Source organism: Pontibacter sp. FD36, from assembly GCF_015686655.1.
Taxonomy (GTDB): Bacteria; Bacteroidota; Bacteroidia; order Cytophagales; family Hymenobacteraceae; genus Pontibacter.
Genome location: NZ_JADPMP010000005.1, coordinates 221756 through 248343 on the forward strand (window position 1 = coordinate 221756; position 26588 = coordinate 248343).

At 51.6% G+C, this 26588-nt stretch carries 16 protein-coding genes; 6 read left to right on the forward strand and 10 right to left on the reverse strand.

What is annotated here, in order from left to right; translation table 11 throughout:
* The first annotated feature begins 4 nt into the window (after positions 1–4).
* From I0P70_RS08860 to I0P70_RS08875, 4 genes are all read left to right on the forward strand, one after another.
* Positions 5–964, forward strand: coding sequence for a type IX secretion system membrane protein PorP/SprF (locus I0P70_RS08860; protein WP_196116828.1), 960 nt, complete (start codon positions 5–7; stop codon positions 962–964).
* Positions 965–1428: 464 nt separating this feature from the next.
* The gene (locus tag I0P70_RS08865; RefSeq protein ID WP_196116830.1) at positions 1429–5625 is read left to right on the forward strand and encodes an ice-binding family protein; all 4197 of its coding nucleotides are present in this window, start codon (positions 1429–1431) and stop codon (positions 5623–5625) included.
* Positions 5626–5651: 26 nt separating this feature from the next.
* Positions 5652–6605, forward strand: a complete 954-nt coding sequence (locus I0P70_RS08870; protein WP_196116832.1) for a type IX secretion system membrane protein PorP/SprF — start codon at positions 5652–5654, stop codon at positions 6603–6605.
* A 19-nt stretch (positions 6606–6624) separates the two neighbouring features.
* The gene (locus I0P70_RS08875) at positions 6625–8619 is read left to right on the forward strand and encodes an OmpA family protein (RefSeq protein WP_230392080.1); all 1995 of its coding nucleotides are present in this window, start codon (positions 6625–6627) and stop codon (positions 8617–8619) included.
* Between the two features lie 90 nt (positions 8620–8709).
* Here the strand turns inward: I0P70_RS08875 and I0P70_RS08880 are convergent, their stop codons facing one another.
* From I0P70_RS08880 to I0P70_RS08900, 5 genes are all read right to left on the reverse strand, one after another.
* The gene (locus I0P70_RS08880; protein ID WP_196116833.1) at positions 8710–9477 is read right to left on the reverse strand and encodes a 3-hydroxybutyrate dehydrogenase; all 768 of its coding nucleotides are present in this window, start codon (positions 9475–9477) and stop codon (positions 8710–8712) included.
* An 81-nt stretch (positions 9478–9558) separates the two neighbouring features.
* The gene (locus I0P70_RS08885) at positions 9559–12060 is read right to left on the reverse strand and encodes a TonB-dependent receptor (RefSeq protein WP_196116835.1); all 2502 of its coding nucleotides are present in this window, start codon (positions 12058–12060) and stop codon (positions 9559–9561) included.
* Positions 12061–12099: 39 nt separating this feature from the next.
* Positions 12100–13152, reverse strand: coding sequence for an alpha/beta fold hydrolase (locus I0P70_RS08890; protein ID WP_196116837.1), 1053 nt, complete (start codon positions 13150–13152; stop codon positions 12100–12102).
* Entirely contained in the window at positions 13130–14686 is a 1557-nt protein-coding gene (locus tag I0P70_RS08895; RefSeq protein WP_196116839.1) for a sodium:solute symporter, read from the reverse strand. The genes I0P70_RS08890 and I0P70_RS08895 overlap by 23 nt, the downstream gene beginning before the upstream one ends.
* Positions 14687–14934: 248 nt before the next feature.
* Positions 14935–15699, reverse strand: a complete 765-nt coding sequence (locus tag I0P70_RS08900) for a LytTR family DNA-binding domain-containing protein (RefSeq protein WP_196116841.1) — start codon at positions 15697–15699, stop codon at positions 14935–14937.
* Positions 15700–15846: 147 nt separating this feature from the next.
* On the opposite strand from I0P70_RS08900, the gene I0P70_RS08905 reads away from it, so the two are divergent.
* Together I0P70_RS08905 and I0P70_RS08910 are read left to right on the forward strand one after the other, a co-directional pair.
* Complete coding sequence (locus I0P70_RS08905) at positions 15847–17985, forward strand: sensor histidine kinase (protein WP_230392081.1); 2139 nt, start codon at positions 15847–15849, stop codon at positions 17983–17985.
* 359 nt (positions 17986–18344) lie between these two features.
* Entirely contained in the window at positions 18345–19169 is an 825-nt protein-coding gene (locus I0P70_RS08910; protein ID WP_196116845.1) for an alpha/beta fold hydrolase, read from the forward strand.
* Positions 19170–19266: 97 nt separating this feature from the next.
* On the opposite strand, the gene I0P70_RS08915 is transcribed toward I0P70_RS08910, so the two are convergent.
* The 5 genes from I0P70_RS08915 to I0P70_RS08935 form a co-directional block, all read right to left on the reverse strand.
* Positions 19267–21081 (reverse strand): hypothetical protein, encoded by a 1815-nt coding sequence (locus I0P70_RS08915; RefSeq protein WP_196116847.1) that lies wholly within the window; start codon positions 21079–21081, stop codon positions 19267–19269.
* Between the two features lie 84 nt (positions 21082–21165).
* Positions 21166–23355 carry a DUF4175 family protein gene (locus I0P70_RS08920; protein ID WP_196116849.1) on the reverse strand — a complete coding sequence of 730 codons (2190 nt, stop codon included), beginning with the start codon at positions 23353–23355 and terminating at the stop codon, positions 21166–21168.
* Complete coding sequence (locus tag I0P70_RS08925) at positions 23355–24869, reverse strand: BatA domain-containing protein (protein ID WP_196116850.1); 1515 nt, start codon at positions 24867–24869, stop codon at positions 23355–23357. Before I0P70_RS08925 ends, I0P70_RS08920 begins: the two co-directional genes overlap by 1 nt.
* Positions 24870–24899: 30 nt before the next feature.
* Positions 24900–25640, reverse strand: a complete 741-nt coding sequence (locus tag I0P70_RS08930) for a class I SAM-dependent methyltransferase (protein WP_196116853.1) — start codon at positions 25638–25640, stop codon at positions 24900–24902.
* A gap of 47 nt (positions 25641–25687) precedes the next feature.
* Complete coding sequence (locus I0P70_RS08935; RefSeq protein ID WP_196116855.1) at positions 25688–26587, reverse strand: DUF58 domain-containing protein; 900 nt, start codon at positions 26585–26587, stop codon at positions 25688–25690.
* Position 26588 lies beyond the last annotated feature (1 nt).

Here is a 26588-nt window from a genome sequence, read left to right on the forward strand (position 1 = left end):
GACTATGAAAAAGCTGTCTCTCCTGTTGGTTGTATTGGTAGGTGTTGTCACGCAGGCTTTCGCACAGCAGCGTCCGCAGTATAGCCAGTACATGGTCAATAACTTTCTGCTCAACCCTGCCCTGTCAGGCATAGAAGACTACGCCGATATACGCATAAGCAACCGGCAGCAGTGGGTGGGGTTAGACGGAGCGCCTGTTACCTACTATGCCTCCGCCCACATGCCGCTGAATAAAGGTGCGGCCAGTACCAAGTATGCCAAGGCGCTTGCCCACCACGGGGCAGGTATTATTCTTCATACCGATAAAACAGGGCCCTTGCGCAGAACAGGGCTATCAGGCACTTATGCTTACCACTTACCCGTTACGCGCACCATCAATGTGTCAGCAGGCGTGGCAGCGGGCCTGGTGCGCAACACCATCAACAGTTCAGAACTGGAGTTTACCAACCCAGCGGAGCCGCTTATAGGTGGAGGTCGTGTGAACCAGAATGTGCTGGACCTGTCGCTGGGACTGTGGGTGTACTCCCGTAACTTCTCGGTTGGCCTTGCAGGTGCGCAGTTGCTTGAGAATGCCGGCACTTTCCGTTCTGCTGAGGATAACAATGTATCACTTGACCTGCAGCGTCATTACTTCCTGACGGGTAGCTACCGCTTTGCTCCTGGAGGTCGCATTGACCTGATTCCGTCTGTAATGTTCAAACTGGCTTCGCCTAGTCCGCTCTCAGTGGACGTAAACCTGCGTGCGCTTTATGATGAGCGCTTCTGGGTAGGTGCTTCCTACCGCCACAACGATGCCATAGTAGGTATGGTGGGCGTATACGTTAGCCCGCTGATTGACATCTCCTATTCATACGACGCCACTACATCAGGCCTCAACCGGGTAAGCGCCGGAACCCACGAGGTAGTAGTAGGTTTTAAGCTGTTCAATGACCGCCGCATTATCTGCCCGCAATGGGTATGGTAGCGCGAGAGCACTTTTTGATTTAGTGCAATTCAGAAAGAATCTGTGCGGGGATACTTTTTTATATCGCTGATACAGAGTGTGCCCGATTGTGCCTACTTTTGCACCCGAGCCTAAAAATACTATTGTACAATAGCTTGTGAGATGTGATCAGACAGTTTGTGATTAGGAGCTGGGCGCACTTGAAAAGTGAAAGAAATAATATAGGACTCTGCCGTAATTAAGTTTAAACTTTAACTTAAAATTTGGTGCTTAACAAATTTTGTTAAATTTTAGAGGTTAATATAGCCCCAAATATATGCAATATACTTTTGAAGCTTCTTAATGTACTTTTTTAAGTATATACTTGCGGCTTATTTGGCTGAGAGAGATGAAAAGAAGAGAGCTTCGGAAATGGCTGTCCGTAGCTGCAAATTGTTGAATATTTAAACGCCAAGTTCTATAACAAACTTATACTCATTGATTTCATGACAAGCTTTTTAAGTAGAGCCTTGCTCTTAGTGCTGGGCTTATGGCTGGTTACGTTTGGCGTAAATGCGCAACAAGCGCCCACACTGGGGGCCTTTTACGGCTATAACGTAGTAAGTGGCGATAGGGTTGTAAACCAAAACAACACAAATACGGTTGTTCGCGCAAAAGTAGCCTCTGTTAGCAGACCTGCCGAAGGCTTTACGAACGGTTCAGTATGGCGTGGCATCGAGAACACGAACGCCGCCGCCAGCGAAGCCCTCGCCGCAGCCACTGCAGTCTATAATACGGCCGCCACCACTACCCCCACTGCTACACTTCCCAATCCTGAACTTGGCGGCCGTACCTACGCCCCAGGTGTATACCTGTTCAATGGCGACGTCACTGTCGCAAGTGATATTACATTAGACGGTGGTAATAACCCTAATGCAGTTTTCATCTTTATCATCAAGGGAAATCTTGGTATAAGCGCTGGAGTAGACATTGAGCTCATTCGGGATGCTAAAATAGGGAATGTATTCTGGGTGGCAGAAAACGCGATTACAGTGGGTAATGGCGCAGAGATTAAAGGTCAATACCTGGCAAAGCAAGCTGTTACAATAGGTGATGGTACGATTGTAAGGGGCCGGGTTGCTTCCCTGCAAAGTGAAGTGAGGCTGAACAACAACAACTTCTTCCTGCCAACTGACCTGGAAATCAAAATACAGAAATCGGAAGGCAACGCCGGTGTTGACCGCTACATTGTAGGTCAGACAATCACTTATACCTTCACTGTCACGAACAAAGGACCTGTAGACGACGAAAACGTACGGGTAACTCCTATTCTTTTTTCCGGAGCTAACCACAGCTTCACTACTGATGCGCCCAATTCTACCTTCTCGCTTGTGAACAGCAACTGGGTATGGAACATCGGGAGTCTGAAAGTAGGACAGACCTATACCCTCACGCTCACGGCAACCATCAATGAAACAGGGCCAGGCTTTGTACGGGGTACTATTTCAGGTGCAGCTGAAGATGAAATCCAGCAGAACAACACGGTTGACATTAACTTTTGCGCGGTACTGCCAGATGCAGGGGTTATTACTGGTCCGGTAGAACTGTGTGTGGGGACAGACGCAGAGTACAGTATAGAGCCAGTGGTAGGTGCCACGGGCTATACCTGGAACGTGCCCAGCGGATGGGAGATCATCGGTCCCAGAAACTCGACGAAGATTATTGTAAGAGCGACATCGCGAAACGACGAAGCCTTTATTCAGGTTTCGGTGAACAACAGCTGCGGCGCCAGCCCTCCAAGCCGCCTAAAAGTAAACAACTACCCTGATCCACCAGCCACACCGGGGCCAATTACGGCTAATGAAGGTGTGTGCGCAGGTGAAGGTGCAACATATTCCATAGAGCCAGTTAAAGATGCCACTTCCTATGTATGGGCAGTGCCTGAAGGCTGGGGAATTGTATCGGGCCAGGGTACCACACAAATTACAGTAAGTGTAGGTGAAACAGCCGGAAAAGTAACTGTAAAAGCAAAGAACGTCTGCGGCGAAAGCCCGAATGCTTCAGAGATCGACGTGAAGCCATTCCTGCAGGCGCCGAACCAGCCTTCTAACATCTCTGGATCAGGTACGCTGCCTTTCTGTGTTACAACAGATCGTGTGACATTCAGTGTGACAGCCAGCGGCGACGTGGCAGAGTATGTATGGGAGTATCCGGCTGAGTGGACACTTATTGAGGGACAGGGGACCAACACCGTTGTCTTTAATCCGAATGGCGTTGGTGGTACAGTAACAGTTAAAGGTATAAATGCCTGCGGACAGAGTCCATCCAGGACATTTAATGTGGTGCCTATTCCTGGTCCACCGGTTAACCCGGGTGACATCTTAGGAGCTTTCCCGGTTTGCCAGAACAGTGTAGGTACAAAATACTCTGTAGCACCAGTGCCAGGAGCAACCAGCTATACCTGGTATGTGCCGGACGGCTGGACGATTACTGCCGGCCAGGGTACAAATGAAATCACCGTGTCATTGAGCGAGAACGCCAGCGGTGGCCAGCTACGTGTGCAGGCTGTCAATGACTGCGGCGCAAGCGGCATCACCCGTAAAGATGTAACGACTGCAACAGGTGCACCATCAGCTCCTGTCACGATAAGAGGAGAAGAGTTTGGCTGTACAGCTAAAACGACAGTATATGAAATAGACCCGGTTGCAGGAGCTCAGAGCTATACCTGGACACTACCTGCTACCTGGACCATCACCAGCGGCCAAGGTACTACTCGCATCACCGTAACGATCGGTAGCCAATCGGGCAACGTAAGTGTAATCGCGGTGAACTCATGCGGTCAGAGTAGCCCTGCTACCAAGGCCGTGAGACCATTCCCAACAGTGCCTGCGACTCCATTTGCCATTAAAGGTCCTAACGAAGTATGTATAGGCCAGAGTGAGGTAGTTTATATGCTGGAGCCGGTTGACCATACCTTGGAGTACATCTGGGCCGTGCCGTCTGGCTGGACTATCTTGTCAGGCCAGGGTACGACGCGAGTGGTAGTGAAAGTAGGTACACTGGCTGGCGATATCACTGTGACGGCTTCTAACCCATGCGGTAACAGTATGCCTGCCAGACTGCGTGTTGCGCCAGTAGCCGACGTACCAGCTCCGCAAGCGGGACCAATAACCGGAAACGCTCAGTACTGCGCCGGACTAAACCAAACTTACTCTATCGATCCGGTGCAAGGTGCAAGCTCTTACTTCTGGAGCTTCCCTGGCGAAGACTGGGTGATCGTAGAGGGACAGGGAACTACACGTGTGACGGTGAAGGCCGGAACAACGCAAGGTAAAGTGAGTGTAGCTACTGTAAACAATTGCGGAACCAGAAGCACTGCCACTGGTTTGACAGTACAGTCAGTTGGTTCAGTGCCGCCTTCACCATCCGCTATCATAGCTGACAATGAAACCTACTGCGGCAATGCAGCTGGTCTTACCTTCCGCATCGCAGCTGTTCCAACGGCAATCAGCTATGAGTGGGTCGTGCCACAAGGCTGGACAATCACAGCAGGACAAGGAACAACAGAAATTAAAGCAACTGCCGGCACAAGCGGAGGAGAAGTAACAGTCGTGGCTGTTAACTCCTGCGGAAAGAGTCAGAGTGTGAAGCTCCTGACAGAGCCTCAGCGTCCACTTATGAACCCGGAAGCTATAAAAGGACCGGAACTGGCATGTGTGGGCAGAACTGACGCTGTATATTCTATACCTGCCATCAGTGGTGCTGAAACATACCTGTGGACACTGCCTGCCGGCTGGGAAATACTGAAAGGGGAAGGCACTAACAGCATAACAGTAAAAATTACAGGCAGAGGAGATGTGAAGGTGAAAGCACAGAACGCCTGTGGTGCGACAGCTGAGGCGATACTGACAGTAGAAGTAGTTACATCACCACCGCTGGCGCCTGCTGCCATACTCGGCGAAACGCTGACATGTGCAACTCGCATAACCACTTACTCTATAGAACCAGTTGCGCATGCATCTTCTTATTCGTGGAAAGTGCCAGCCGGATGGATCATTTCTTCAGGTCAGGGTACGACGCAAATCACAGTACAGATGGGCACAAGCTCAGGTGTCATTAGTGTAGAGGCCATGAACGACTGCGATAAGAGTGATGCCACAACACTGGCTGTAACGACAAGACCGCTCCCTGTGATTAGCCGCATTGTAGACCGCACACTGGCTTGTTCAGATATCGCTACTTTCGAGCTCGAGTCCAACAACCCGTCTGCTCTCTTTACCTGGGAAGTGCCGGCAGGCTGGGAGATTATGTCAGGGCAGGGTACCAGCGTAATCACCGTGATGCAGGGCAATGCCAGAGGAGAGATTACTGTAGTGGCTGACAACGGCGAGTGTAAGAGTGACCCGGTGACTATGATCTCAGACCCAAGCATGCGCGAAGCGGCTCTGAATATGCCAAACGTGTTTACGCCTAACAACGATGGAGAGAATGATACCTGGGTGATCGGAAACCTGACAAACTATCCAGATAATGAGGTAGTAGTCGTGAACCGTTGGGGCAATGAAGTGTACAGAAGCAAAGCTTATCAGAACAACTGGAATGGAGACAAATTAGCGGAAGGTACTTATTACTACCTGATTCGTCTCACGCTGTGCGATGGCTCTGAGAAGACCTACAAGGGTTATGTGATGATCGTCCGATAAGAAAACAAACGAATTAAGTGATTACCATGCGAAAAATAGGGGTACTTCTGGTGTTACTGCTGCTGTCCTGGGAGGGCTATGCGCAGCAGGCACCGCAATACACACAGTACATCTTCAACGAGCTGATCATCAACCCGGCCTATGCGGGTAGCAAAGAGATTATCAATGCGAACCTGACACACCGTAGCCAGTGGGTAGGTATAGAGGGGGCTCCCACTACACAGACTTTCAGTGTGGATGGTTCTTCGCGCAGCGGTCTGCTGGGCTTTGGTCTCAATGCGATGAATGATGAGCTGGGAGCACAGCGCCAGATGGGACTTCATGGCAACCTGGCCGTGCGACTGCAGATGAGCGAGACATCCAAACTGGCGCTAGGCTTTGCGGCAGGTTTGGCGCAGTATACCCTCGATGGCACCAAGCTCAACACCGGTAACACAAGACCTGATCAGGCCCTGAATCCCGGTCGCGTTTCAGAACTGATGCCTGATTTTCGTATCGGAGCCTTCTTCAATACGGAGCGCTTCTATACCGGACTTTCAGTAGCGAACCTGATTAACACAGGAGGTGACAATCTGGAAGTGACCATGCCGAACCGCCATTACTTTCTGTCGGCAGGTTATGTGATGGACCTTTCGTCGACGCTTATCTTCAAGCCTAGCTTCCTGGTAAAGGAGGATTTTAACAGCCCGACCAGTTTGGACCTGAACGCCTTTTTCCTGCTAGGAGAGCGCATCTGGCTGGGAGGCTCATACCGCACGGCTGTGAAAGTGCACAGCAACTACTCTGACGAATACGAACTGGACCGCCGCAATGCCTGGGCTGCCATCGCACAGCTCTATGTAACACCTAAGCTGCGACTGGGCTACTCTTACGATGTGAGCTTAAATGCACTGCGCCAGCATGCCAGTCACGAAATTTCATTGGGTTACTCCTTCTTCAAAAAGCAGGATAACCGAATGCTGACACCACGTTACTTCTAAATTCACCCAGAAAGCAGACATGAGATTACGATTCCTATACCTACTGATTCTTCTGGCGACAGTGTGTGCGCAGCCACTTGCTGCGCAGAAAAAAGAGATAAAGGAGGCTGACAAACACTTCAATAGTTTTGAGTATGCCCTGGCGCTCGACGCTTACAAAAAATTGATGGAGCGCAAAGAGCCTGACGCCTATTTGCTCGAGCGCATAGCAGACAGCTACCGCCTGATGAACAACAGCAAGGAGGCAGAATTCTGGTATGCACAGGCTGCCGGCTTTGAGAACGTAACGCCAGCCAGCATTTACTATTATGCCGAAGCAGCCAAGCGCAACGGTAACTATGAGAAGGCCAAGGAACTGTATACCAGCTACGCCCGTCGTGTGCCGGAGCAGGCCAACAAAGCCATGGCACTGGTGGCCTCGTGCGACTCAGCTATATTCTGGACGAACAGACCACTTTCCTACGAAATTTCTACCGAGCAAAGCCTCAGCTCCTCTGGGGTTGACTTCAGCCCTATTCAGTTACCAAACGGCGATATGGTATTCGCATCCGACAGATTGGTGGCAGAGAATGGAAAGAAAAAAGAACGCTTCAACTGGACCGGCAATGGCTTTGTGCAGCTCTACTACGCCAGCATGAACGAAGACTCTACCTGGAACGAGCCGAGCCCGCTTAGCAAAGAGATCAACACTGATTTTCATAACGGTCCGGCGTCTTTCCTGCCGCAGGAAAACACCCTTTACTTTACGCGTACCAACAGTGTGAAGCGTAGCCATGCCAAAGTAAACACTGACCCGACCAGTTGGGTGAACAGAGGAGATGGCAAAGGCACCGGTAACATTAATCGTCATGAGATATTTATGGCTCGTCGCAATGGCGATGAGTGGGTAGATGTGAAGCCTTTCAAATACAATAAGCCACAAGAGTATTCTGTAGGGCATCCTGCCATTACACCAGACGGGAAGGTGCTTTATTTTGTGTCTGATATGCCAGGAGGGGCAGGTGAAACCGACATATACTACAGTGAGCGTCAGCCGGACGGCAGCTGGGGTGAGCCTGTAAACGCAGGCGAAGTGATCAACACGAGTGGCCGTGAAAGCTTCCCGAGCATTGGTGCTGATGGCAAACTCTATTTCTCTTCTGACGGACATGTAGGCCTAGGCGGTCTGGACATATTTAGAGCAGAGGGAGAGCACGGTAACTGGACACGCGTGCAGAACCTAATGTATCCACTCAACACCTCCCGCGATGACTTGGGTATCGTAGTAGACAGCTCAGGCACCAAAGGCTGGCTGTCATCCGGCAGAACAAGCGAGACCGGCTACGACAATATCTACAAATTCAGAGAAGTGAACGTGGAATGTACGCTGGTTGGACAGACGTACGAGATGGTAGATCAGCCAGGAACGCACATCAAAAAACGTGTGATGGTGGACAATGTGTTGCTTCAGTTGTTTGAAGAGAACGTAGGTTCCATGGTTGAAACGCACTCTGACTCGACTGGTAACTTCAACTATAAAGTGGAGGCAGGTATGCAGTACACGATCCGTGGCAGCAAGAAAGGCTACCTGACGCAGACGATCCTCTTCACACCGGATTGCCGTTTCAGCATAGACTCGCTGTTGGTAGAGATGATCATGTACCGCGATACACCGAACGTGCCTATTGTGCTGGAGAACATCTTCTACGATCTCGACAAGCATGATATCCGTCCGGATGCTGCCATTGAGCTTGATAAGCTGGTGCGTATACTTAAGGCCAACCCAACGATCCGCATCGAGCTGAGCTCACACACCGACAGCCGCCAGACCCGCAAGTATAACCAGGATCTGTCAGACCGCAGAGCACAGGCTGCCGTGGATTACATTGTATCGAAAGGTATAGAACGCAACCGACTGGTAGCGAAAGGCTACGGCGAAACCAGGCTGCGTAACAAATGCGCCGACTATGTGGAATGTTCAGAAGAAGACCATCAGGTGAACCGACGTACAGAATTCAAGATCATTAGTAAGTAATAAATTAAGGTTAATATAAAAGCCCCGGCTCTCTCAGGAGAGCCGGGGCTTTTATATTAAGATCAGCTGGGGACTGAACTAAGGTATAGCTTATTGCGCTGACCAGCCACCATCTACGGGCAGCATGGCACCTGTCAACTGACTAGCCGCATCGGATGCCAGGTATAGCGCTAGGTTACCGAGCGCTTCAACTTCTACAAATTGCTTGATAGGCTGTTTTTTCAGCATCACCTTTTCGATGACCTCTGCCTCTGACATCTGATGAGCTAGTGCCTGATTACTTATCTGCGCCTCCACAAGTGGGGTGCGCACATAACCCGGACAGATGGCATTGCAGGTAATACCATAAGGGGCTCCTTCCAGTGCCAGCACTTTGGTTATACCTGCTACGCCGTGCTTGGCGGCTACATAGGCCACCTTAAACTCAGATGCACGAAGGGCATGCGCCGAAGCGATATTGATAATGCGGCCAAAGCCACGTGTTTTCATACCTGGCCACACTGCCTTGGAAGCATGGAAGGTAGCAGACATATTAATGGCAATAATCGCATCCCAACGATCTTCTGGGAACTCGTCTACAGGAGCGACATACTGTATACCTGCATTGTTGATGAGGACATCAATTTGCCCAAAGGCCTGCTCGGCCTGCTGCACCATCTCCCGGATCTGTTCTGGGTACTGCATGTTAGCGGATGAGAACATTACTTTTACATTGTGCTCCTGGGCCAGTTCATCGGCAATCTGCTGGCCATTTTTCTCCAGCCCGTTTAGTAGCAGGTTGTAGCCTTGGGCCGCAAATAAGCGGGCTATACCTAAGCCAATGCCACTGGTGCCGCCTGTGATGATTGCATTTTTCATTTGTAAGATCTTATAAGTGGAAAGTTGACAAACAAAAAACAGAGCGCCCTTGCGGGACGCCCTGTTCTCACCTTAATCTATCTACCTAACGTCGTTTTTATTTTTCTTGCCACCGAAGTCGAAGCGAAGCTCAACTGAGTACAGACGACCGATCACCGGTGAGCCTACAAACTCGCGCTGCTCAGCATCAAACAGGTTGGATACGCTGGCACCTAGTGTGATCATTTGTGTGAAGCGGTAGCCAGCACTCACGTCCACCGAGGTGAAGCCGCCCAGCGGACCGTAGTTGTAAAGGAGCGGTGCCACACGCTGCTCGCGGTTTTCGCGGGATGCCACCTGTGAACCCGAGAAGAAGTCATACTCCGGCAGGATACGCACGTTCACAGAGCCAAAGAACTTGTTGTTGAAAAGGTCGCGGGCAGTGAAGTTGAAGTTGTAGCGGTGCTTTGGTGCATTCAGGCTGCTCTCGGCCGGCGTTACTTTGCCGTCACCGTTTGCGTCATTGTCCAGGTTATCACGGTCCGTAATATCGGAGTTGAAATAAGAGTACTTGGCGCCAATGCTGAAGTTGTTGCTCAGGTAATAGTTCAGGCCAAGGTCTGTTCCCCAAGAGTTCACATTACCATAGTTCAGGTAGGTGAGGTAGTAGTTAAGGGCGTTAGAAGCAGCTTCTGTTACATCTTCTGAGCCCTTACGGATCACTTTCTCTTTGCCCATGATCGGGGTGATGCCTGTTAGGGGAGAAATAAAATCCTGTGACATAGAGTACCAGGTGCTCAGGTCAACATAAAACTTGTCGGTAGGAGTGCCTTTATAGCCAAGTTCGAAGGTCTGCACACGCTCTGGCTCTAGCTTCGGGATCTCGCGAGTGACACCTGTCTCCGTATTCTGAATTGTCAGGCCTGCGCCGCTACCCAAAATAGCCAGTGCGCCATTGTTCAGATAAAACTCCTGGAATTGAATAGAGGGGGCTGCATAAGCACGGCCATAGGTAGCTCTGAAAGTACCTGCCAGCGCATTCAGGGTTAGGGCAGCTTTGGGGCTGAACTGTGTACCATAGTTGTCATGGCGATCCAGTCGGGCACCTACGACAGCACGCACTCTGTCACCTAGGCTACGCTCAATTTGGGCTACGGCACCATACTGGTTCAGGATGATGTTGCCGTTGCGGTCATCGAGGTAGGTCTGGCGGCTGTAAGCCACGTCACGCTGGAAGCTCAAACCTGTGATCACATCAAAACCGGCGTAGCTGTTGTTGTACTGCACTTCCCCGTTCAGGCGGTGACTCTTGTCGATGAATCCTGGGAAAGCGATGGCTGGAGAGCCAGGGTATAGCGAACCTGCCGGAGCACCGGTTTTCGACTTTTCGTGTGCTACGTCCTGTGACTGGCCCAAGGCACGCAAGGTATGGTAGTTGGTTGTGCGGGCATTAATCTGGTAAGTATCACCGGCATCGTTCCAGGTGTTGTATACCTGCGCGAAGATGCGTGGCGTCACGATGCGGCCGTGCAGGTACTGGAAGGTCCAGCCGTTGATCTGGTTGCGACCGTTGTTCGTCACGCCAATGTTAGAACCCTGCCCGATGCCATAGTCCAGAATGATGTCCATGTTCTGTCTGGGAGTGTAGTAGACGGCGGCATTGGCACGTTTAAAGTTGAAGTTGAAATCCACGTCGTACTCAGGCAATGCACCCAGTGTGGCATTGTAAACAGTGTCAATGAACTCAAAATCCTTGCCTTCGGTATACTCTGCATTCACCTTATAAGCGAACTTGCTGTTGATGACCCCTGCATGGCGTGCGCGGGCTGTGAGCACGCTTTGGTTGCCGGCACCCAATGTTACGGTTGTGCCTGGATAGCGCCGCGGATCTTTGGTGATGGTATTGATGATACCGTTGTGCGCATTCGGGCCATACAGTGCTGAAGATGGACCCAGAATTACTTCCACACGCTCAATGTCTTCCTTTATCACGGTGTTATAAAGGCCAGCCGGAAGGCCGGTGCCACCTGGCAACATCGAGTTACGACCATCGGTCAGCTGGAACATCTTTACGTTGAAGGCATTGTTGAAGCCACGGGCATTGATGCCGATACCGGCCACACCAGATCGCACCACTTCTACCCCCTGTACCTTGTTGAGCAACTCACCCACGTTGAAAGAAGGCAGCTCCGTCAAGTCGCGGGAGGAGATCACGCTAATGGCTGCAGGGGCTTCGGTCAGTTTCTCAGGCCTGCGGGAAGCGGTTACTACAATCTCTTCACCTACCATATTGGTCATGTTCATGGTGACAGTGCCGATGTCGGTGATCCCGCCTGAAGTTACGGTAATAGACTGCCTTGGGAAATTATACCCTACATAGGAAATGCGCAGATTATAGGTACCGGTAGGCACGTCCATGATGCTGAACTCACCGGCAGCATTGGTGGAAGCCCCTTTGGTTGTCCCTTCGAGCAAGACAGTGGCCCCGGTCAGGGGCTCCCCGGTGTCGGCCCCGAGCACGCGGCCTTTGACACTGCCGCTTTGGGCGAGTGCTACCTGCGTCACTGCAAGGAGTGCAAACAGGAGAGTGTAAAATTTTTTCATGGCAATGTAGGTTAGATGTTTAAGGTTATCGTTTAGGTGCTATTTCAGGAAGTCCCGGATAGCTTTGTTAAATGCATCGGCTTGCTCGTACTGCAGAAAATGTCCTGCTTCGGGCAACATCACCAACTGGCTGTTAGGTATGCGCTGTCGAGCGGTTTCGGCTACGGCTTGGGTTGTCAGGTTTGGATTGAGGTAACGATTAGGTATAAGGGCGTCCTGCGCTCCGAATATGATGAGTGTCGGCACCTGCACCTGCGGTAGTTGCTCGTACACCGGCTCATCGACCATACCTGCCACGCTGCCTGCCACAGCTGTGCTGTAGTCTCCAAACTCAGCTGATTCGGTCATCTTCAGACGGTCGTCGATCATGTACTGCACATCAGCAGGCATCTGGTGAAAATTCACTTTGAAGTTGGCCGCTACTTGTTCAGGAGAGGTCTTCTGCACACTCTCGGGCGTCACGGTCATCTTAAAGAGCTGTTTCTGTTGCTCTGTGAACGTCTCTATACCTGCGGGCGCGGCCAGCACCAGGTGCTTGATGCGCTGTGGTTCTTTCAGGGCGGCGGTAATGGCAATCTGTCCGCCCATGGAGTGACCGACCAGCGTGGCTTGCTCCAGTTGCAGGGCATCCATCAGGGCTAACACATCCTCTGCATAGGTCGCCATACCTGCTGTTATACCTGTTTTGTCGGACTTACCATAGCCGGGCAGGTCGATGGCAATGCAACGGTAGTGCTGGCTGAGCTCAGCCACGTTCTTGTCCCAGGCGGGTAGGTAGCTGCCCAGTCCGTGGATGAAAATAAGCGTCTCAGGGCCCTTGCCTTCGTCGGTATAGGCGATTCGTGTGCCACCAAGTAGCGTCACTTTATTGACCGCATACTTGTAGTTCAGGCCCTCGAATACAGGGTCAGCAGTTGGTGCAAGGGCAGTGGCTGATGTGCTGGCAGTCGCTTGCGTGCTGGCTGTTTCTGTACTGGTGGTGTTGTCCATACCTGTTGAAGCTGCGGCAGGCTGTGTTGACTTGCAGGCCGTGTGCAGGTATAGCAAGCCACAAGCGGCTAGTACAAGCTTAGTTTTTGAGTTCACTTTCATAAGTCGGTTCTGTTAGAAGTGAAGGTTCTTCGGTTGCTGGTTCTAAGGCAGGCTTTCGGAACACATAATAAAAGATAAGACCCACCACCACGGATGCGAGTATGGCCAGTGCGGCAGCTATACCTGGGTTGCGCACGGGCGCCTGCATGTAGGTAGTAAGGCCGCCGTAGTACACGCCAAAGTGCACGATAACAGATGTAAGAGAAGCAGCTACCGGTGCAATGAGCGGGACACGCTTTAGGAACATACCAAAGAGCACGGGCACAAAAGCCGCCGAGAAGTAAGCGTATACCCCGTTCTGCGCGAAAATGCCCACACTCAGATTCGGGTTCTGCAATTGGTCAAAAGTCAGCCAGATGGTAACGGCAGCCAGTACCACGATCACGAGTCGGTTTACCACTACACCACGTTCTTTGATGCTGTTGCCTACTATTGGGGTCAGGATATCAGAAGTAATGGTTATGGAGAGTGATTGGATCAGGCCTTCTAAAGTAGAGAGTCCTGCTGAAATCAGACCGAGCACCAGCAATAGCCCTACGTACACCGGAAACTCCCGCACCACATAAGCCGACATGATGCCATCGACAGGCAATGGCTGTCCGTTAACCATCAGGTCCGGGAAGGAAAGGCGGGCATAGAGGCCGGCAAACACGACTAAGAAGAACAGCGCCTCCACTAGTACACCCGTCAGCAGGTACAGGTTGACGTCCTTATCGTTTTTAAGCAAGAGCGACTTAGTGATGATGTGCGGTTGGCAAACGATGGCCACCCCAATGATCATCTGGCAAAATATAATCTCGAAATTATCGCGGAAAAGGAAACTCTGCGGATTGGTAGTCGAGACCAGCAGCGGGTCGATGGCCGCGAGTTTATCCAGAAAGCCGTGTACGCCGTCGCTGAAATGCTGATAGCCGGAGCCTAAAAGTATAAAGGCCACAATCAGCATAAGCGTCGCTTGGATCATGTTGGTGTAGACCATGGAGTTGGCGCCCCCGAACATCATGTAGCCAAACACAAACACCACGATGCCCACGCATACATGCAGTTCGTTGAGGTTGAGCACGCTGGCCAATACTTTAGTGAGACCCACGCAAATCAACACAATAAAGGTGATCAGTAAGAGCGACAGAAAAGCGAAGAACATGGCATAACCACGACTTTTGTAAACAAGCCCCATCCACTGGGCCATGGTCTGTGCCTTCACGGCAGTGCCCATCTTGCGGAAGCCCTTGGTGAGTACTACCAGCGACGCCAGTGCCGCCAGAGGCAAAGCGATAGCCATGGAGATAACACCGCTTATACCATAAAGGGCCACAAAACCCGGGTTGATGATAAAAGTAGCGGCACTCGTCATAGAGGCGGCTAGTGCTAAACCGACTGCCACTGGCGAGAAAGCCACATTGCCGAGGGCATAGTCAGAGATGGAGCGTATGCGCAGCGCACCCCGTATCACAAAAAACAGGATAATGCCTGCGTAGGCGAGTACAAGTACCCAACCAGCTGTCACAAGCTCCGATGATGCCAGACTATTCATGTGCGAATGGTATTATTGCTAAGGAAATCTTGAATTAATTTAGCTAATAATAAACATTAACAGAAGCCTATACTTGCCAAACGGGAATAATTTGAGGTGAAATCGGCAAGGGCTAAGGTGGGATATTTAATTGTTAGTCTTCAAATGGTTGAATTGTTGACTGCTTCCTGTTAGATGCACGATTCAGACAGGTCGTTATTCCTACAGGCTATACCTTTCCAACCTTTTAGCTTTTAAAGCCTCTGACTCTACAGAATCTGCAGTCGCTTCAGCAAGGCATCGCGGTGGGTGTTGCCGATGGGAATTTGCTTGCCGCCGATCAGGATGTTGTTGTCTTCAATGGCCTCGATGGCGGTGAGCTGCACGATGTAGGAGCGGTGTACGCGCATAAACTGATTGGCAGGCAGACGTTGTTCCAGGTTTTTGAGACTCTGGCTCACTAAATGCAGGTGCGTGCGGGTCTTGATATTGCAGTAGATGTCCTGCGCTTCGGCCCAGACGATGTCTTCAAGCATGACCTTTTCGAGGCGGTTGCGCACCTTCACGAACAGGGCGTCGTGTACCAAGAAATTGTCGGCCTCCACGGTGTCGGAAGGCTGGGCAGGTATAGCCGCAGCTTGGTCCGGTTGCAACTGGCGGGTACCGGCATTGTGAATGGCCAGTTCGATGCTGCTTTGCAGGGTGCGGGCATCGAAAGGTTTCACCAGGTAGGCGTGCGGATTGGTCTGCTTGGCACGGTCGATGGTTTCCTTATCCGAGAAAGCCGTCATGAAGATAAAAGGCACCTTTGTCGCTTTGGCCAGCATAGCGGCTGTTTCGATGCCGTCGAGTTTGCCGTCGAGCGTGATATCGAGAATGATTAAGTCTGGCTGATGCTGGTGCACCTGCAAGAGCAACTCTTCGCCTGAGCTTACCGCCTGACACACTTCGTAGCCCATTGACTCAAGTGAGAGCGACAGGTTCTGGGCAATCACCACATCATCTTCTGCAATCATTAACTTCAGGCGAGCCATAGGTAGGGTATAAGTGAAATCGGTCAGGTACGTCAGCTAAATATAGCAAAATGATTCTATAGGTGAAATGCTCCACTTCCAGAAGTATAGTATAACTGAGATTATTTTGTAAATTGACGTATGCACTTGCTCCGCTATACCTGTTGTTTGCGACACCTGCTCAAGGTGCTCGCTTTGCTGCTGTTTCTCTTAGCAGCATTGCACGCACGAGCCCAGGCACCAAACTCAGTGGATGTAACGGCTTCAGAACAAGTAGTGGCGGATGCCCTGCAGGTATACCACGATCCGAGCGCCAGACTGAAAGTGGATCAGCTGGAGGATCGGTCTTTTGTGACTAACAATCCCGATGCCGTGCTAGAACCGGGTAAAACGGTGCATTGGGTACGGGTGGTGTTGCGAAACCCGAGCAACCGTGAGCTAACACGCCTGCTCTACGCCGGCGATTGGAGTCATCTCGAGCTTTATCAACAAAATGAAACAGGCTATACCATGAAGCGCACTGGCCAACTCCTGCCTATAGGCGAACGCGATGTGCCTTCATACAAATCTTATATTCTATTAGAGCTCCTACCCAACAGCACCACCACACTATACCTGCGGCTGCAGGGTGACATCAACTTGTATAAGCCGCAGGCGCTGCGGATACAGCTGCTGTTGCCAAAGCAGGTGAGCGTCGCGAACAGCAACAGGTTGTTTGGGCAGGGCATCTTCATTGGTATCATCCTCGTGATGACGCTCTATAACCTGGTGCTCTTCGCCTCGGTGCGCGATCGCAGTTACCTCTACTATGTATTGGCGCTGCTGGGCACGGGACTGTACTTTATGTTCTACCACGGTTTTGCCATTGAGCTGCTCTGGCCGAACGCCCCGCTCTGGAATGCGCACAGTTTTCCGTTCATCGTCACCTTCAACGGCCTGTTCCGGGTGCTCTTCACGCGACACTACCTCAACACCCAGCGCACCATGCCGCTTTGGGACAAGGCGCTCACGCTATTGGCCCTGCTCTATATTCTGCCGGTTGGGATGGGCCTGCTGTCGTACCTCACACCATTGGACCTGCTGCAGGCCTGCGTAAGCCTGATTGGCATCATTGGTGGTCTGGTGCTGGTAGCCATGGTGCTGACAAGTATACAGTCGCTGCGACAAGGATATAGGCCGGCACTTTACTTCCTGATCGCCAACATATTTTTTGTGGTGGGCGCTTTGCTGTTTATCCTGAAGGAGAATCACTTGGTGCCTGATGCCATCGTAACGGTGTATGCCGCGCAGGTAGGTATGGTAGCACAGGTAGTGCTGTTCTCGCTCGGTTTGGCCTATAGGCTCAACACTGTGACGAGTGAACTCAATGCCAAAGTGCTCGAGAAGGAGCGACTGGAGCGCGAGAAAGAAACGGAGCGAAAGCTGCTGATCGAGCAACAGAAAAACGAGCTCGAAGTAATGGTCGCCAATCGTACGGCCGCACTACGTCACCGCACGCAGGAGCTCAAAGACACGGTACGCAAACTAAAGGCCTCAGAGCACAAGCTACGCCGGCTCAACTATTTTAAGGATCGCTTCTTCTCCATCATCTCGCACGACATCCGTACGCCATTGGCCACGCTGGAGTCTTTCCTTAACATACTGGTCAACTTCTCGGATAAGATGAAGCCGGACCAGATGCAGAAACTGGCCACGCATACCCAAGTGTCGGTGCGCAACCTGCAGGCCTTGCTGGAGAATCTGTTGCAGTGGTCTACGGCGCAAACAGCCTCGGGGCATCATGTGCGCTTCGAGCCAGAGGTACTGGCGGTAGAAGAACTAGTGAACCGCAACGTGACCTTGCTTAAAGACACTGCTGACACCAAGCAGATCAGTTGGCAGGTAGAGGTGCCAGCTGCGTTGCAGGTTCGCGCCGACGCCCACATGCTCGACTTTGTGATCCGAAATTTGCTGCACAACGCCATTAAATTCTCTTACCCAAGTGGCCTTATCCAAGTAACCGCTGCAGAAGGTCCCGGCAACATGGTGACAATCGCCGTAACCGACCAGGGCACCGGTATAAGCCCCGATGTATTGGCTACGCTCTTTAAGCTGGAGACACCCGCCAAAGCTACCAAAGGCACCATCAATGAAAAAGGAACTGGCCTGGGCCTGCTGCTTTGCCGCGATTTTGTGGAGCGCCATGGCGGTAAGATTCAGGTAGAAACCGAGCTGGGGCAGGGCAGTCGGTTCTATTTTACTGTACCACTGGTTATACCTGAACAGTCTACCGATAAACAACTGCAACTGGAAAGCGAAATTTGCTAAACACATCTATCCCTGAAACCGACGTTTGCATGCCGTTAAATATGGCTTGAGGGCTGCTGTCAAAATTTATACTTATACCTTCTTCTGTTTAAGCATAGAGGCTCATGTTGTTAATAGACAAATCAGGTAGCTTAAGGTATAGGTCATAGGTCGCTTGCAAACTAGCATTGCAAAAGCCGACAAGTTACACAGGCGCTACAATGAGCGTGAGTATAGACAGTCGGTTTTTCACAAGCAGTTCACCACGAAAATCTGCGCTTACACCTGAAGCCCGTCCTGTTTGACCATACCTCACCTCCTGCCTTTAAGAATTTTCCTTTAGATTAGGCATCAACCTTTCAACCTAAACAGACAACGCCATGAGACATCGCCTACCCGACGGATTGGAACTGCACTACGAACTGCACGGAAACGCTGAAGCTTCTCAAGCAATGGTGTTCCTGAACGGGCTCTCGCAATCAACCGCAGCCTGGGCGGGACTGGTGCATAATTTGGGCAAAAAATACCGGTTGGTGCTGGTGGATTTAATATTTCAAGGGCAATCGGATGAAGCGCCGGAGCACCGCAGTTTTGAGGACCACGCGGCTGATCTGGCTGATTTGCTCAAGGCTTTAGAGCTGCCCACTGAGACAATACTGGTCGGCATATCCTATGGTGGTGCAGTGGCGCAGCGGTTTCTGGTACATCATCCGGAGCTAGTGCAACGGGGTGTGCTGCTTTCTACTTTCCCTTATAAAGATGCCTATTTTGACGCTATCGGGGCTAGCTGGAAACAGGCTCTGCTAGCGGGCGGCTATCCGCTGATGCTTGATGTGATGTTGCCTTTTGTGCTGGGTAGGAGCTATTTTCTCAATCCAATCATTACGATCGAGAATCTCAAGAACAGTAAAACGAGTCAAAGCCCGACGCCGGAGCGACTGCTCAAGTTGGTACGTGCTACAGAGGAAAGCGGCAACTACCTCGAAGAGTTAAGGAAAGTGCCGGTGCCGGTGCTGGTGGTGCATGGCCAGGAGGATATGCTCTGCACCCCGGAGATGGGCCGCGCCATGTACCAGTCGCTGCCGTATGCCGAGTTGGAGATTCTCCCTAACGTAGGGCATACGCTTAACCTTGAGTGTATACCTGACCTGATCCAATTGCTCGATACCTTTGCAGCAAAGGCTTTACCCGTCAATCAACGATAGGGTTTGTTCCGATAACTGCAAAATACGGTAAGCACCTCCAGTCACAATCAGGCTGAATCCTGCCCTGATTCTGTTAGCAGTATTGCGTTTTCCCTTATCATAACTTCTCCTCCAGCCACAAAAACCCGCTGCTCAGCACAAACAGTAAGAAAAACCAGATCACTGGAACCTGCTCTTCTGCATAGGCCGTCGAGCTTGTTGTTTGTTTTCGCTGCTGCTGTGTGGCAAACTTTAGAGTAGCCTCTCGTTTTGCTTGTATGCCCTGATGAGTCCATGCGGAACTGTCCTGCACCAGAAAATAAAACGGTTCCACCCCCTGCGACTCTATCACATGCCAGCCCTTACGCTGCGGCCAGAAAGTGCCTTCATATACCTCTGGCTGGTGAACGCCTTGTTGCAGCGCTATACCTGTTAGTGTTGTGTCGACTATGCTCCGCACTGTGGCTTTAGGAGCGTCAACAGGATTGTCTAAGGTATAATCGGTGAGCTTTAGAGTGACAGGCTGGTGCAGTTGTGGAATCTGCGGTTTTGCCAGTTGCCAGAACTTCTCCTTTACTTCCCGCTTGGCCACTGACGAAAGCAAATGCGCCCAGTAACTGGCATAGGTATTCTGTTTGCCTTCCAACTGCCAGCTGAAAGTCTGCGGAACCACGGTCATGGCCACGTTGCCCCAGCCGGCCTTTCGGCCTGCGGCTAACAGATTATTGCTTTGCTCTTCTATCAGCCCTGACACGGCCTCGCTGTTCACCAAGGTATAAGGCGATGCAGGTATAGCGGCGGCTATTGAATTGCTTATCCAATTGGCCCGTGCCGTGCGGGTATCTTGTTGCGAGAGTCGTTTGCTTTGGAAGTTGGTGAAGAAAGCTGTCGTACGGCTGCCCAGCTGTTCACCTGCAATGGTAAGCACCCCTAGCCCATCTTCTGTAACCGCTCGTTGGAGTACTGCTCTTTCCGTGCTGCTCAATTCCTGCAACGCCTGGGGCTCCGTGATCACCACATCAAATTGCCGCAGCAGCTTAGGTGTAATGCGGCTCAAGTCTGTTTGTGACATGTTGAGCCATTCGCTTTGGTACATGCCCTTGCTGACCGTGCTACGCAGGGCAACTTTGTGATGCAATTCTCCGAGGTGGTTTTTCAGGAACTTGAACTCGAAAAGCGGAAATGATGAAACCAACAATACAGCCGGCTTACTGGCAGGATATACCTGCACAGGCACCTGACCCAACGTATCAGTGTTGTTGTCTGACCTAGTAACCAAGGTATAGGTATAGCGGCCTGCCTGCTTTGGGGTGTAGCGCAATTGGAAAGTATGCCGGCCAGCTTCTTTTAAGGTGATGGAGTCGTGCGCCTGTCCAGCGGCCCGAAGGTATAGGGTTGTTTCTTTCGCAGAAGGTAAGGTATACTGCCCGGCCATTGTCACCGCCTCTCCCAATGAAATAATTTCTGGCCAGGTAACGGAAGCTATACCTGTTGGTATACCTGATAAGTGCGGTATCAGGTTGACACCCTGCATAGCCTGTAGTTCCTGCTCTCCTAGGCCATAGCCTAACACATGCACCGTCTGTATTTGTGGTTGCTCACCCCGGAAGGTGTACAGGTCAGGTATAGCAACTGCGTCTGGAGCTTCGGTTTGGTAGGTATAGATCAGTGGTCTAGGTTCCAGATTTTGCAATAGTGAGTGAAGCGAATCTGGCGCATACCCTTCAGTCAGCAGGATAGCGGTACTTGGGTCGAGTGCACGTTGGTAGGTTGGCGGGAAAAGTAGCAGCACCAGACTTATACCTGCCACTGCACTGGCCAATAATCGCCATACCAGCCGCCTGCGGTCAGGGCGCCGCCAAGCCAGCCAGCTGAGTAAGAGCACAGCTAAGGCAGCGAGGAGGTATGGGAGGTATGGAGGTGCGGCTAGCATTTGTCCGAATCAGGATTTTCAGGATTAAAAAAGATTTTTAGGATTGATAATGTTGCTCTGCATATAAGATTAACTGCTAACTGTTTACTGGTTACTGTTCTCTGATAACTGTTTAAAATACCCCTTTGCCAGTTTGCTCCGCGTCGTACCCTGCTTCTGAGGCGATGGGGCGACAGGTGGCAACAGCTCGTGCCATGTTCGCTCCACTGTTACCAGACACTCTTTGCAAAGAGCCTGATTAGCATTAATGTCAGCGATAAGGGTGCGGAGGTCCTGCATGGCGCGGAGGTAGCGACCCGGCTTGGACAGTGCTTCCTGCGCCAATTCCTGCCCAGCCTGCTCCAACAGCGTTACATCGGACTGCCTATACCTGCCGCTCTGTTTTTGCCGTTCGAGCCATTGCAATGCCTCACGGGTATGCGGTAGCTTGGACTCGGCTTCGATGGTCCGTCGCTCTGTTGGGGCTTTTATTTTGCTGAGGTCCCCTGTCAGACGCTTCTCAGGCTCCTTTAGCGGAGGCGGATCAAAGCCTGTTTTGGCGGCGTAGGCACGGGTGCTTTGCTGTACCTCCTTGAGCATGCGCAAGGCTTTGTACTCGTAAGGCAAGGCCTCTTTCGGACGATGGGTACGTAAGCGCAATTCTGCTTCCCACATCTGGGCCAGTGCCCCTTTTAGTTTGGCTTTCACGGCGGGTTCAAAAAAGGTGGCAGCTTCTTCCTGATCGTGTTTGTGGAGGTAAGGATCAAGCAAGGCTTCTACGCTGGTCTCATCTTCAAATTCGGGGTGGTCGTGGCCGTCGCCTGCGAAATGCTCTTCTTCGTGGCCTTCTTCTCCTTCGGGTATTCCACCGCCCGGCCCTATACCTGACTCAAACTCCTCACCCAAAAATTTGCCATAGCGAAGTCGCAGCAGCTTCTGGTCCACACCTAGGTTATTGCCGCGCTCTTCAAACACAGCCCTACTCAGCGACTTTTGCTCTTTGATCAGTTTCTCAGTGTCGATGATGATCTGGCGCTGACTGCGGAAATACTCGGGTACCGGGTTTACCCCCATGGTCAGGTCGTCCATGCTCTCCACGATGGTGGTGTCCTCGATCTGCACAAAGTACGTTTCGGAGCGGGTATAGCCGCGATGGTTGTCCCATGCCTGCACGTAGAAGTAAAGTTCGTCGCCGTAAGTCATGCCCAGCTTTTGCAGGTCAATGGTCTTGTTCACGCTGAAGTTGCGGCGTTGTCCGCTGAAGCCGATGCTGATTTTCTCTTCCCTGAACTTTACGGCTTCACCCGTGCCCTTGGCCACAGTGGCAATCATGTTGGCGTCACGCAGGGCATAGTCATCGGATAGTTCTGCCCGGATGGTTACACGCTGCGGGTCACCGAACAGGATTTCAGTGTACTGCTCCGGCTTTGTGATCTGTATCGTCGGGGCTTCATCCGGGATGATCTCCAGGGTATAGTAAGCGGACTTCTGTCCGTTTACAGCGATATGGTACAGCGCAGGTTCTGTGAAAGTCTGCGATAAGGTATAGCTGCCGTTTTGAGCTGATAGCGAAATGGGCTTTCCTTCATTGAGAATAAGCTCCATAGTGCGGGTCGGCCGGTTGGTCGCAATCCGCCAGGTCACCCGGGCTCCCTGTTCTACATGCAAATTAGGCTGCTCGGCCTGGTAGGCTTTGCGGCCGGTATAGGCAGGCGGTGTGATGGTGATCTCAATCTTCTGGATGGTCACAGCGGTATCGGCTACTGCTGCGGGTGTTTCGGGGAAGTCGAGTTGCAGGGGGGCAGCCGTGGTAGCATCGGCAACTGAGTCGGCTGGCAACGCCGCTATACCTGCCGCTATCAGTACGGCTATACCTAATGCCGTGTAAGTAGGCTTTTTGTGAAGCTGAAAAACAGACTGCTTTTCAGGTATAGCGGTCTGTAACTGATTGGCTACCCGCTGCTGTTGGAGTCGTTCTAATAGGTTGAGCTCAGGAGTAGGCCGAAGCAGCAGCTGGGCGCTTTCTTCGAGTTGCGGATAGGTACGGTTCAGATGGCGGGCTACCTGCTCTAAACTGATTTTACGGAGCTGGCTCCAGGCCCAGCTAAGGTAAAGCAAAGCACCTAACATCATCAAGATAGCCAGACCGGCCAGCAAAGGCATCTCCAGTCGCCATTTGTACAGGATGGCAGCACCCACTAACCCTACGGCGAGGGCTTGCCATGTATACAGCCATCCCTTAGCCCGGATATAATCCCGGCGGATATGCTGTAAGGTATGGAGGCTGTCCTGCATCAGGCGGTTTTTCGTTTACTGGTAATTAATCGCTCTGCTAAAAATAACAGAAATGTGAACAGTACCAGCCAAGGGATCAGGCTATACTGTTGTCTTTCCTGCTTATCCAGCTTGCTGACAGGTTGCACCACGGCTGGCTTCAATTGGCTTTCATCCAAAGCACGAACATCGTACTGATTGTTGGATGGGTGTGTTAAAAGCAGTGGCAGCAAAAGCTCCGGTAGTTGCGCACTCTGCCCCAACTGACTCCAGGCCGGACCAAAACCGCTTCTGAAATGATAAACCTTGCTAATGCCCAAGGGCTGCACTGTGAGCAAATTCTCTCCGTTTGTTGTCTGCCAAACCGGGTTAGACTCAGGCTGGACTATACCTGTTGCAAGCTGATGAATCCTGATTTTCTCTATACCTGCCGCAGCAAGGTGCGTAGTCGTGGCTTCAGGTTCAGCCGCTGATTGCACCCAAAGATTGGCACCGTTTTGCTTTACCTGTTCCAGCCAGCTTGCTGGAACTTCTTCATTGCTCAGCCAGAATAACCAGTTAGCGGAAGTGTCAGGTTGTGTGGTGATCTGGAACTCACGTGTCTCCATCGGTATACCTGTATAGTGACTGATTGCCTGCATGGATGCCTGCAGGTATTGTACTTCCGACTGCTGTGGTTCATCATGGACTATACCTATGCGGAACGGTTCTTTGCGAATTGTAATCTGTTGCGAGGTGTTTTCAGGGCCTTGCGCAAGTAGTTGGTCATCCTGCAGCATCAACCTTACCTGACTGCCGTTTAGGTTTAGTGTCTGGTTAGCGTTGGCAATTCGGGTATGGCTATACCTGGCGCCTTCGCGGTTACTTTGGCCTATAATTAGCAAAATACTATCAGCGCTCAAGGTATAAGCAGCCTGCACCCAGTTTGTGGTGCTTTCTAGTGCTACCGGCACCCATCGGATGTTCTCCTGCAGTGGAACTGGCGCACCTTTAAAATGGCGCAGCTGGTCTGATGTAAAGAGCCAAACGCTATCCTGTGCCTGGTCATACCGTTGGGCCAGCGCGGGCAGCAAGCCCCAGTGGTTGCCGCTGCTCACAACAGAGTCAGTCGGATCACTGCTTATCGCTTGCCAGGATTCGGCGGGTATAGACTCAAAACCTAAAGTATAGCGGTGCAAGGTATAGCCGCGCTGCAATAGCTTGTCAACTGTTGGTTTGATGTTGCGAAGGGCAACGCTATGCAACAGCTCAGGGCTGATGAACACCACTTTCTGTGCTGCTTGGGCTGTAGGAGTGCCTTCCCAAACAGGTTTTGCCAGCGCAACAGACAAAAGTAGCAGGATAAGGCATCGCAACACCAAAAGCCAAACGTCGCTTAACCGGATACTGCTCCAACGTCTGCTTGCCGACGGCTCAAGCCAACGTAGGCTTCCTACCTTCACAGTCTTCCCCTGCCGCCTGTTCCACAGGTGGATCGCGATCGGGACCAGTATCGCCGTCGCCGCAAAAAGCCAGTATGGAGAGAGGAAAGTCAAGGAAGTTTGAGCGTTTAGGAATTAAAGAGTTTAAGAATGATGTACTATACCTACTCTGGTTAAAATGTTGAACGTAACCGTGGTGGTTTCTCCTTCGAAAGCCTCCCGGATTTGTTTTTCGACCAACTGCACCGGGTTATGGCCTTGCTGCTTTTCGTAGTGTTTCACGGCCGACCAGGTATTCAGGTAACCAATCAGGTCTTCGGGTGACCAGGTATAGCTACTGCTGAACTGCGGCAACTCTATTTCCTGAAAAGGAAATGGAATGGTACGGTAGCCTTCGTCGAGGTAGTTGCGCTCCGGATCCCAGTAGCCGTCGAGCACTTCGCTGTAGAAGTATCTGATTACTTTATCCAGTGATGAGTTCGTGCTAAGCAGGCCATAGCCGATCACGGCAAACAGGCCATCGGACTTAAGTACCCGCTTCACTTCCTGATAAAAGCGATCAAAATCAAACCAGTGCACAGCTTGTGCCACCACAACCAGATCCACGGCATGATCTGGGAGCGAAGCCTGCTCGGCCTGCTCTACTCTGTAGCTGATGTTGGGCAGCTGTACGGCATTCTTTAACTGGTTCTCGCTGATGTCAGTAGCAACCACCTGGTCAAAAAGCGAGGTAAGCATACCGGCTACCTGGCCATTGCCAGTCGCACAGTCCCAGGCCAGTTGCCGGGCTGGCGCCATACCTGCCAGTTGGGCAATTAGCTCGCGCGGGTACGTGGGCCTAAACCTGGCGTAATCAGCAGCGTGTCCGGAAAAGTTATCTTTCATCGTTTTTAACATTCACTCACTAAATCACTCATTCGCTCAATCACCCATTAACTCAACACCAGTCGGTTCTTCAAAAAGGCCCGCAAGGCTTTGTCCAGTGGCTCGTCGGTGACGAAACGGTCATAAGTGATCTGGCGGTTACGCATGGACTTTTCGGTTTGCTGAAGCCAGTCCTGCAGCTTGGTCAGGTAGGTTTTGCGTTGCTCAGCGGTGCCTACCTGCATGGTCTGGCCAGTTTCCAGATCCTCGAACGTAAGTGTGCCCTCAAACTTAAAATCCAGTTCGTTGCGGCTCATCAGGTGGCACAAAAGTAACTCGTGCCGCTGTGCGCCCAGTTTATAAAGCAGATCCTTTATTTCATGCTCGTGTTCGTACAGGTCGGTTACAAACACGGTCAGCTCCTTCTGGCGACGGCCTGAAAACAGGTTAGCGGCTGTTTCAGCGTCAGGGAATCGTCCGGAGGGCTTGATCTCCGCAAGCTGGTGCCAGAAGCGCTGTAGGTGCATGTTGTCACTGCGGGGCGTCAGGTTGATCAGCTGTTGCTCATGCAGCACATACAAACCCACAGCATCGCCTTGCGTAGTTGCCAGGTAAGCGAGCGAAGCCACCAGAAAGCGGGCATAGTCCATCTTGGTCAGGCCATTCTCGTCCTCGTGTGCCATTGAAGCGCTGCCATCTACTATGAAGCGTACAGTGATGTTGGTGTCTACTTCGGCTTCCCGGATGTAGTAGCGGTCGGATCGGGCAAACATCTTCCAATCCAACTGGCGCAGGTCGTCGCCAGGCTGGTAGCTGCGGTACTGGCTGAACTCCAGTCCGGCTCCCCGCCTGATGCTCTGGTTCTGGCCGCTCAGAAATCCTTCCACTACCGTTTTGGCCAGCAGTGGCAGATCCTTGATCGTGGCCAGCACTTTCGGATCGATAAACTTGTGCCCTGTTTGTGACATG

Coding starts and splice junctions, on each gene's coding strand:
- I0P70_RS08860 (WP_196116828.1), top strand. CDS start 5: ATGAAAAAGCTGTCTCTCCTGTTGGTTGTATTGGTAGGTGTTGTCACG.
- I0P70_RS08865 (WP_196116830.1), top strand. CDS start 1,429: ATGACAAGCTTTTTAAGTAGAGCCTTGCTCTTAGTGCTGGGCTTATGG.
- I0P70_RS08870 (WP_196116832.1), top strand. CDS start 5,652: ATGCGAAAAATAGGGGTACTTCTGGTGTTACTGCTGCTGTCCTGGGAG.
- I0P70_RS08875 (WP_230392080.1), top strand. CDS start 6,625: ATGAGATTACGATTCCTATACCTACTGATTCTTCTGGCGACAGTGTGT.
- I0P70_RS08880 (WP_196116833.1), bottom strand. CDS start 9,477: ATGAAAAATGCAATCATCACAGGCGGCACCAGTGGCATTGGCTTAGGT.
- I0P70_RS08885 (WP_196116835.1), bottom strand. CDS start 12,060: ATGAAAAAATTTTACACTCTCCTGTTTGCACTCCTTGCAGTGACGCAG.
- I0P70_RS08890 (WP_196116837.1), bottom strand. CDS start 13,152: ATGAAAGTGAACTCAAAAACTAAGCTTGTACTAGCCGCTTGTGGCTTG.
- I0P70_RS08895 (WP_196116839.1), bottom strand. CDS start 14,686: ATGAATAGTCTGGCATCATCGGAGCTTGTGACAGCTGGTTGGGTACTT.
- I0P70_RS08900 (WP_196116841.1), bottom strand. CDS start 15,699: ATGGCTCGCCTGAAGTTAATGATTGCAGAAGATGATGTGGTGATTGCC.
- I0P70_RS08910 (WP_196116845.1), top strand. CDS start 18,345: ATGAGACATCGCCTACCCGACGGATTGGAACTGCACTACGAACTGCAC.
- I0P70_RS08915 (WP_196116847.1), bottom strand. CDS start 21,081: ATGCTAGCCGCACCTCCATACCTCCCATACCTCCTCGCTGCCTTAGCT.
- I0P70_RS08920 (WP_196116849.1), bottom strand. CDS start 23,355: ATGCAGGACAGCCTCCATACCTTACAGCATATCCGCCGGGATTATATC.
- I0P70_RS08930 (WP_196116853.1), bottom strand. CDS start 25,640: ATGAAAGATAACTTTTCCGGACACGCTGCTGATTACGCCAGGTTTAGG.
- I0P70_RS08935 (WP_196116855.1), bottom strand. CDS start 26,587: ATGTCACAAACAGGGCACAAGTTTATCGATCCGAAAGTGCTGGCCACG.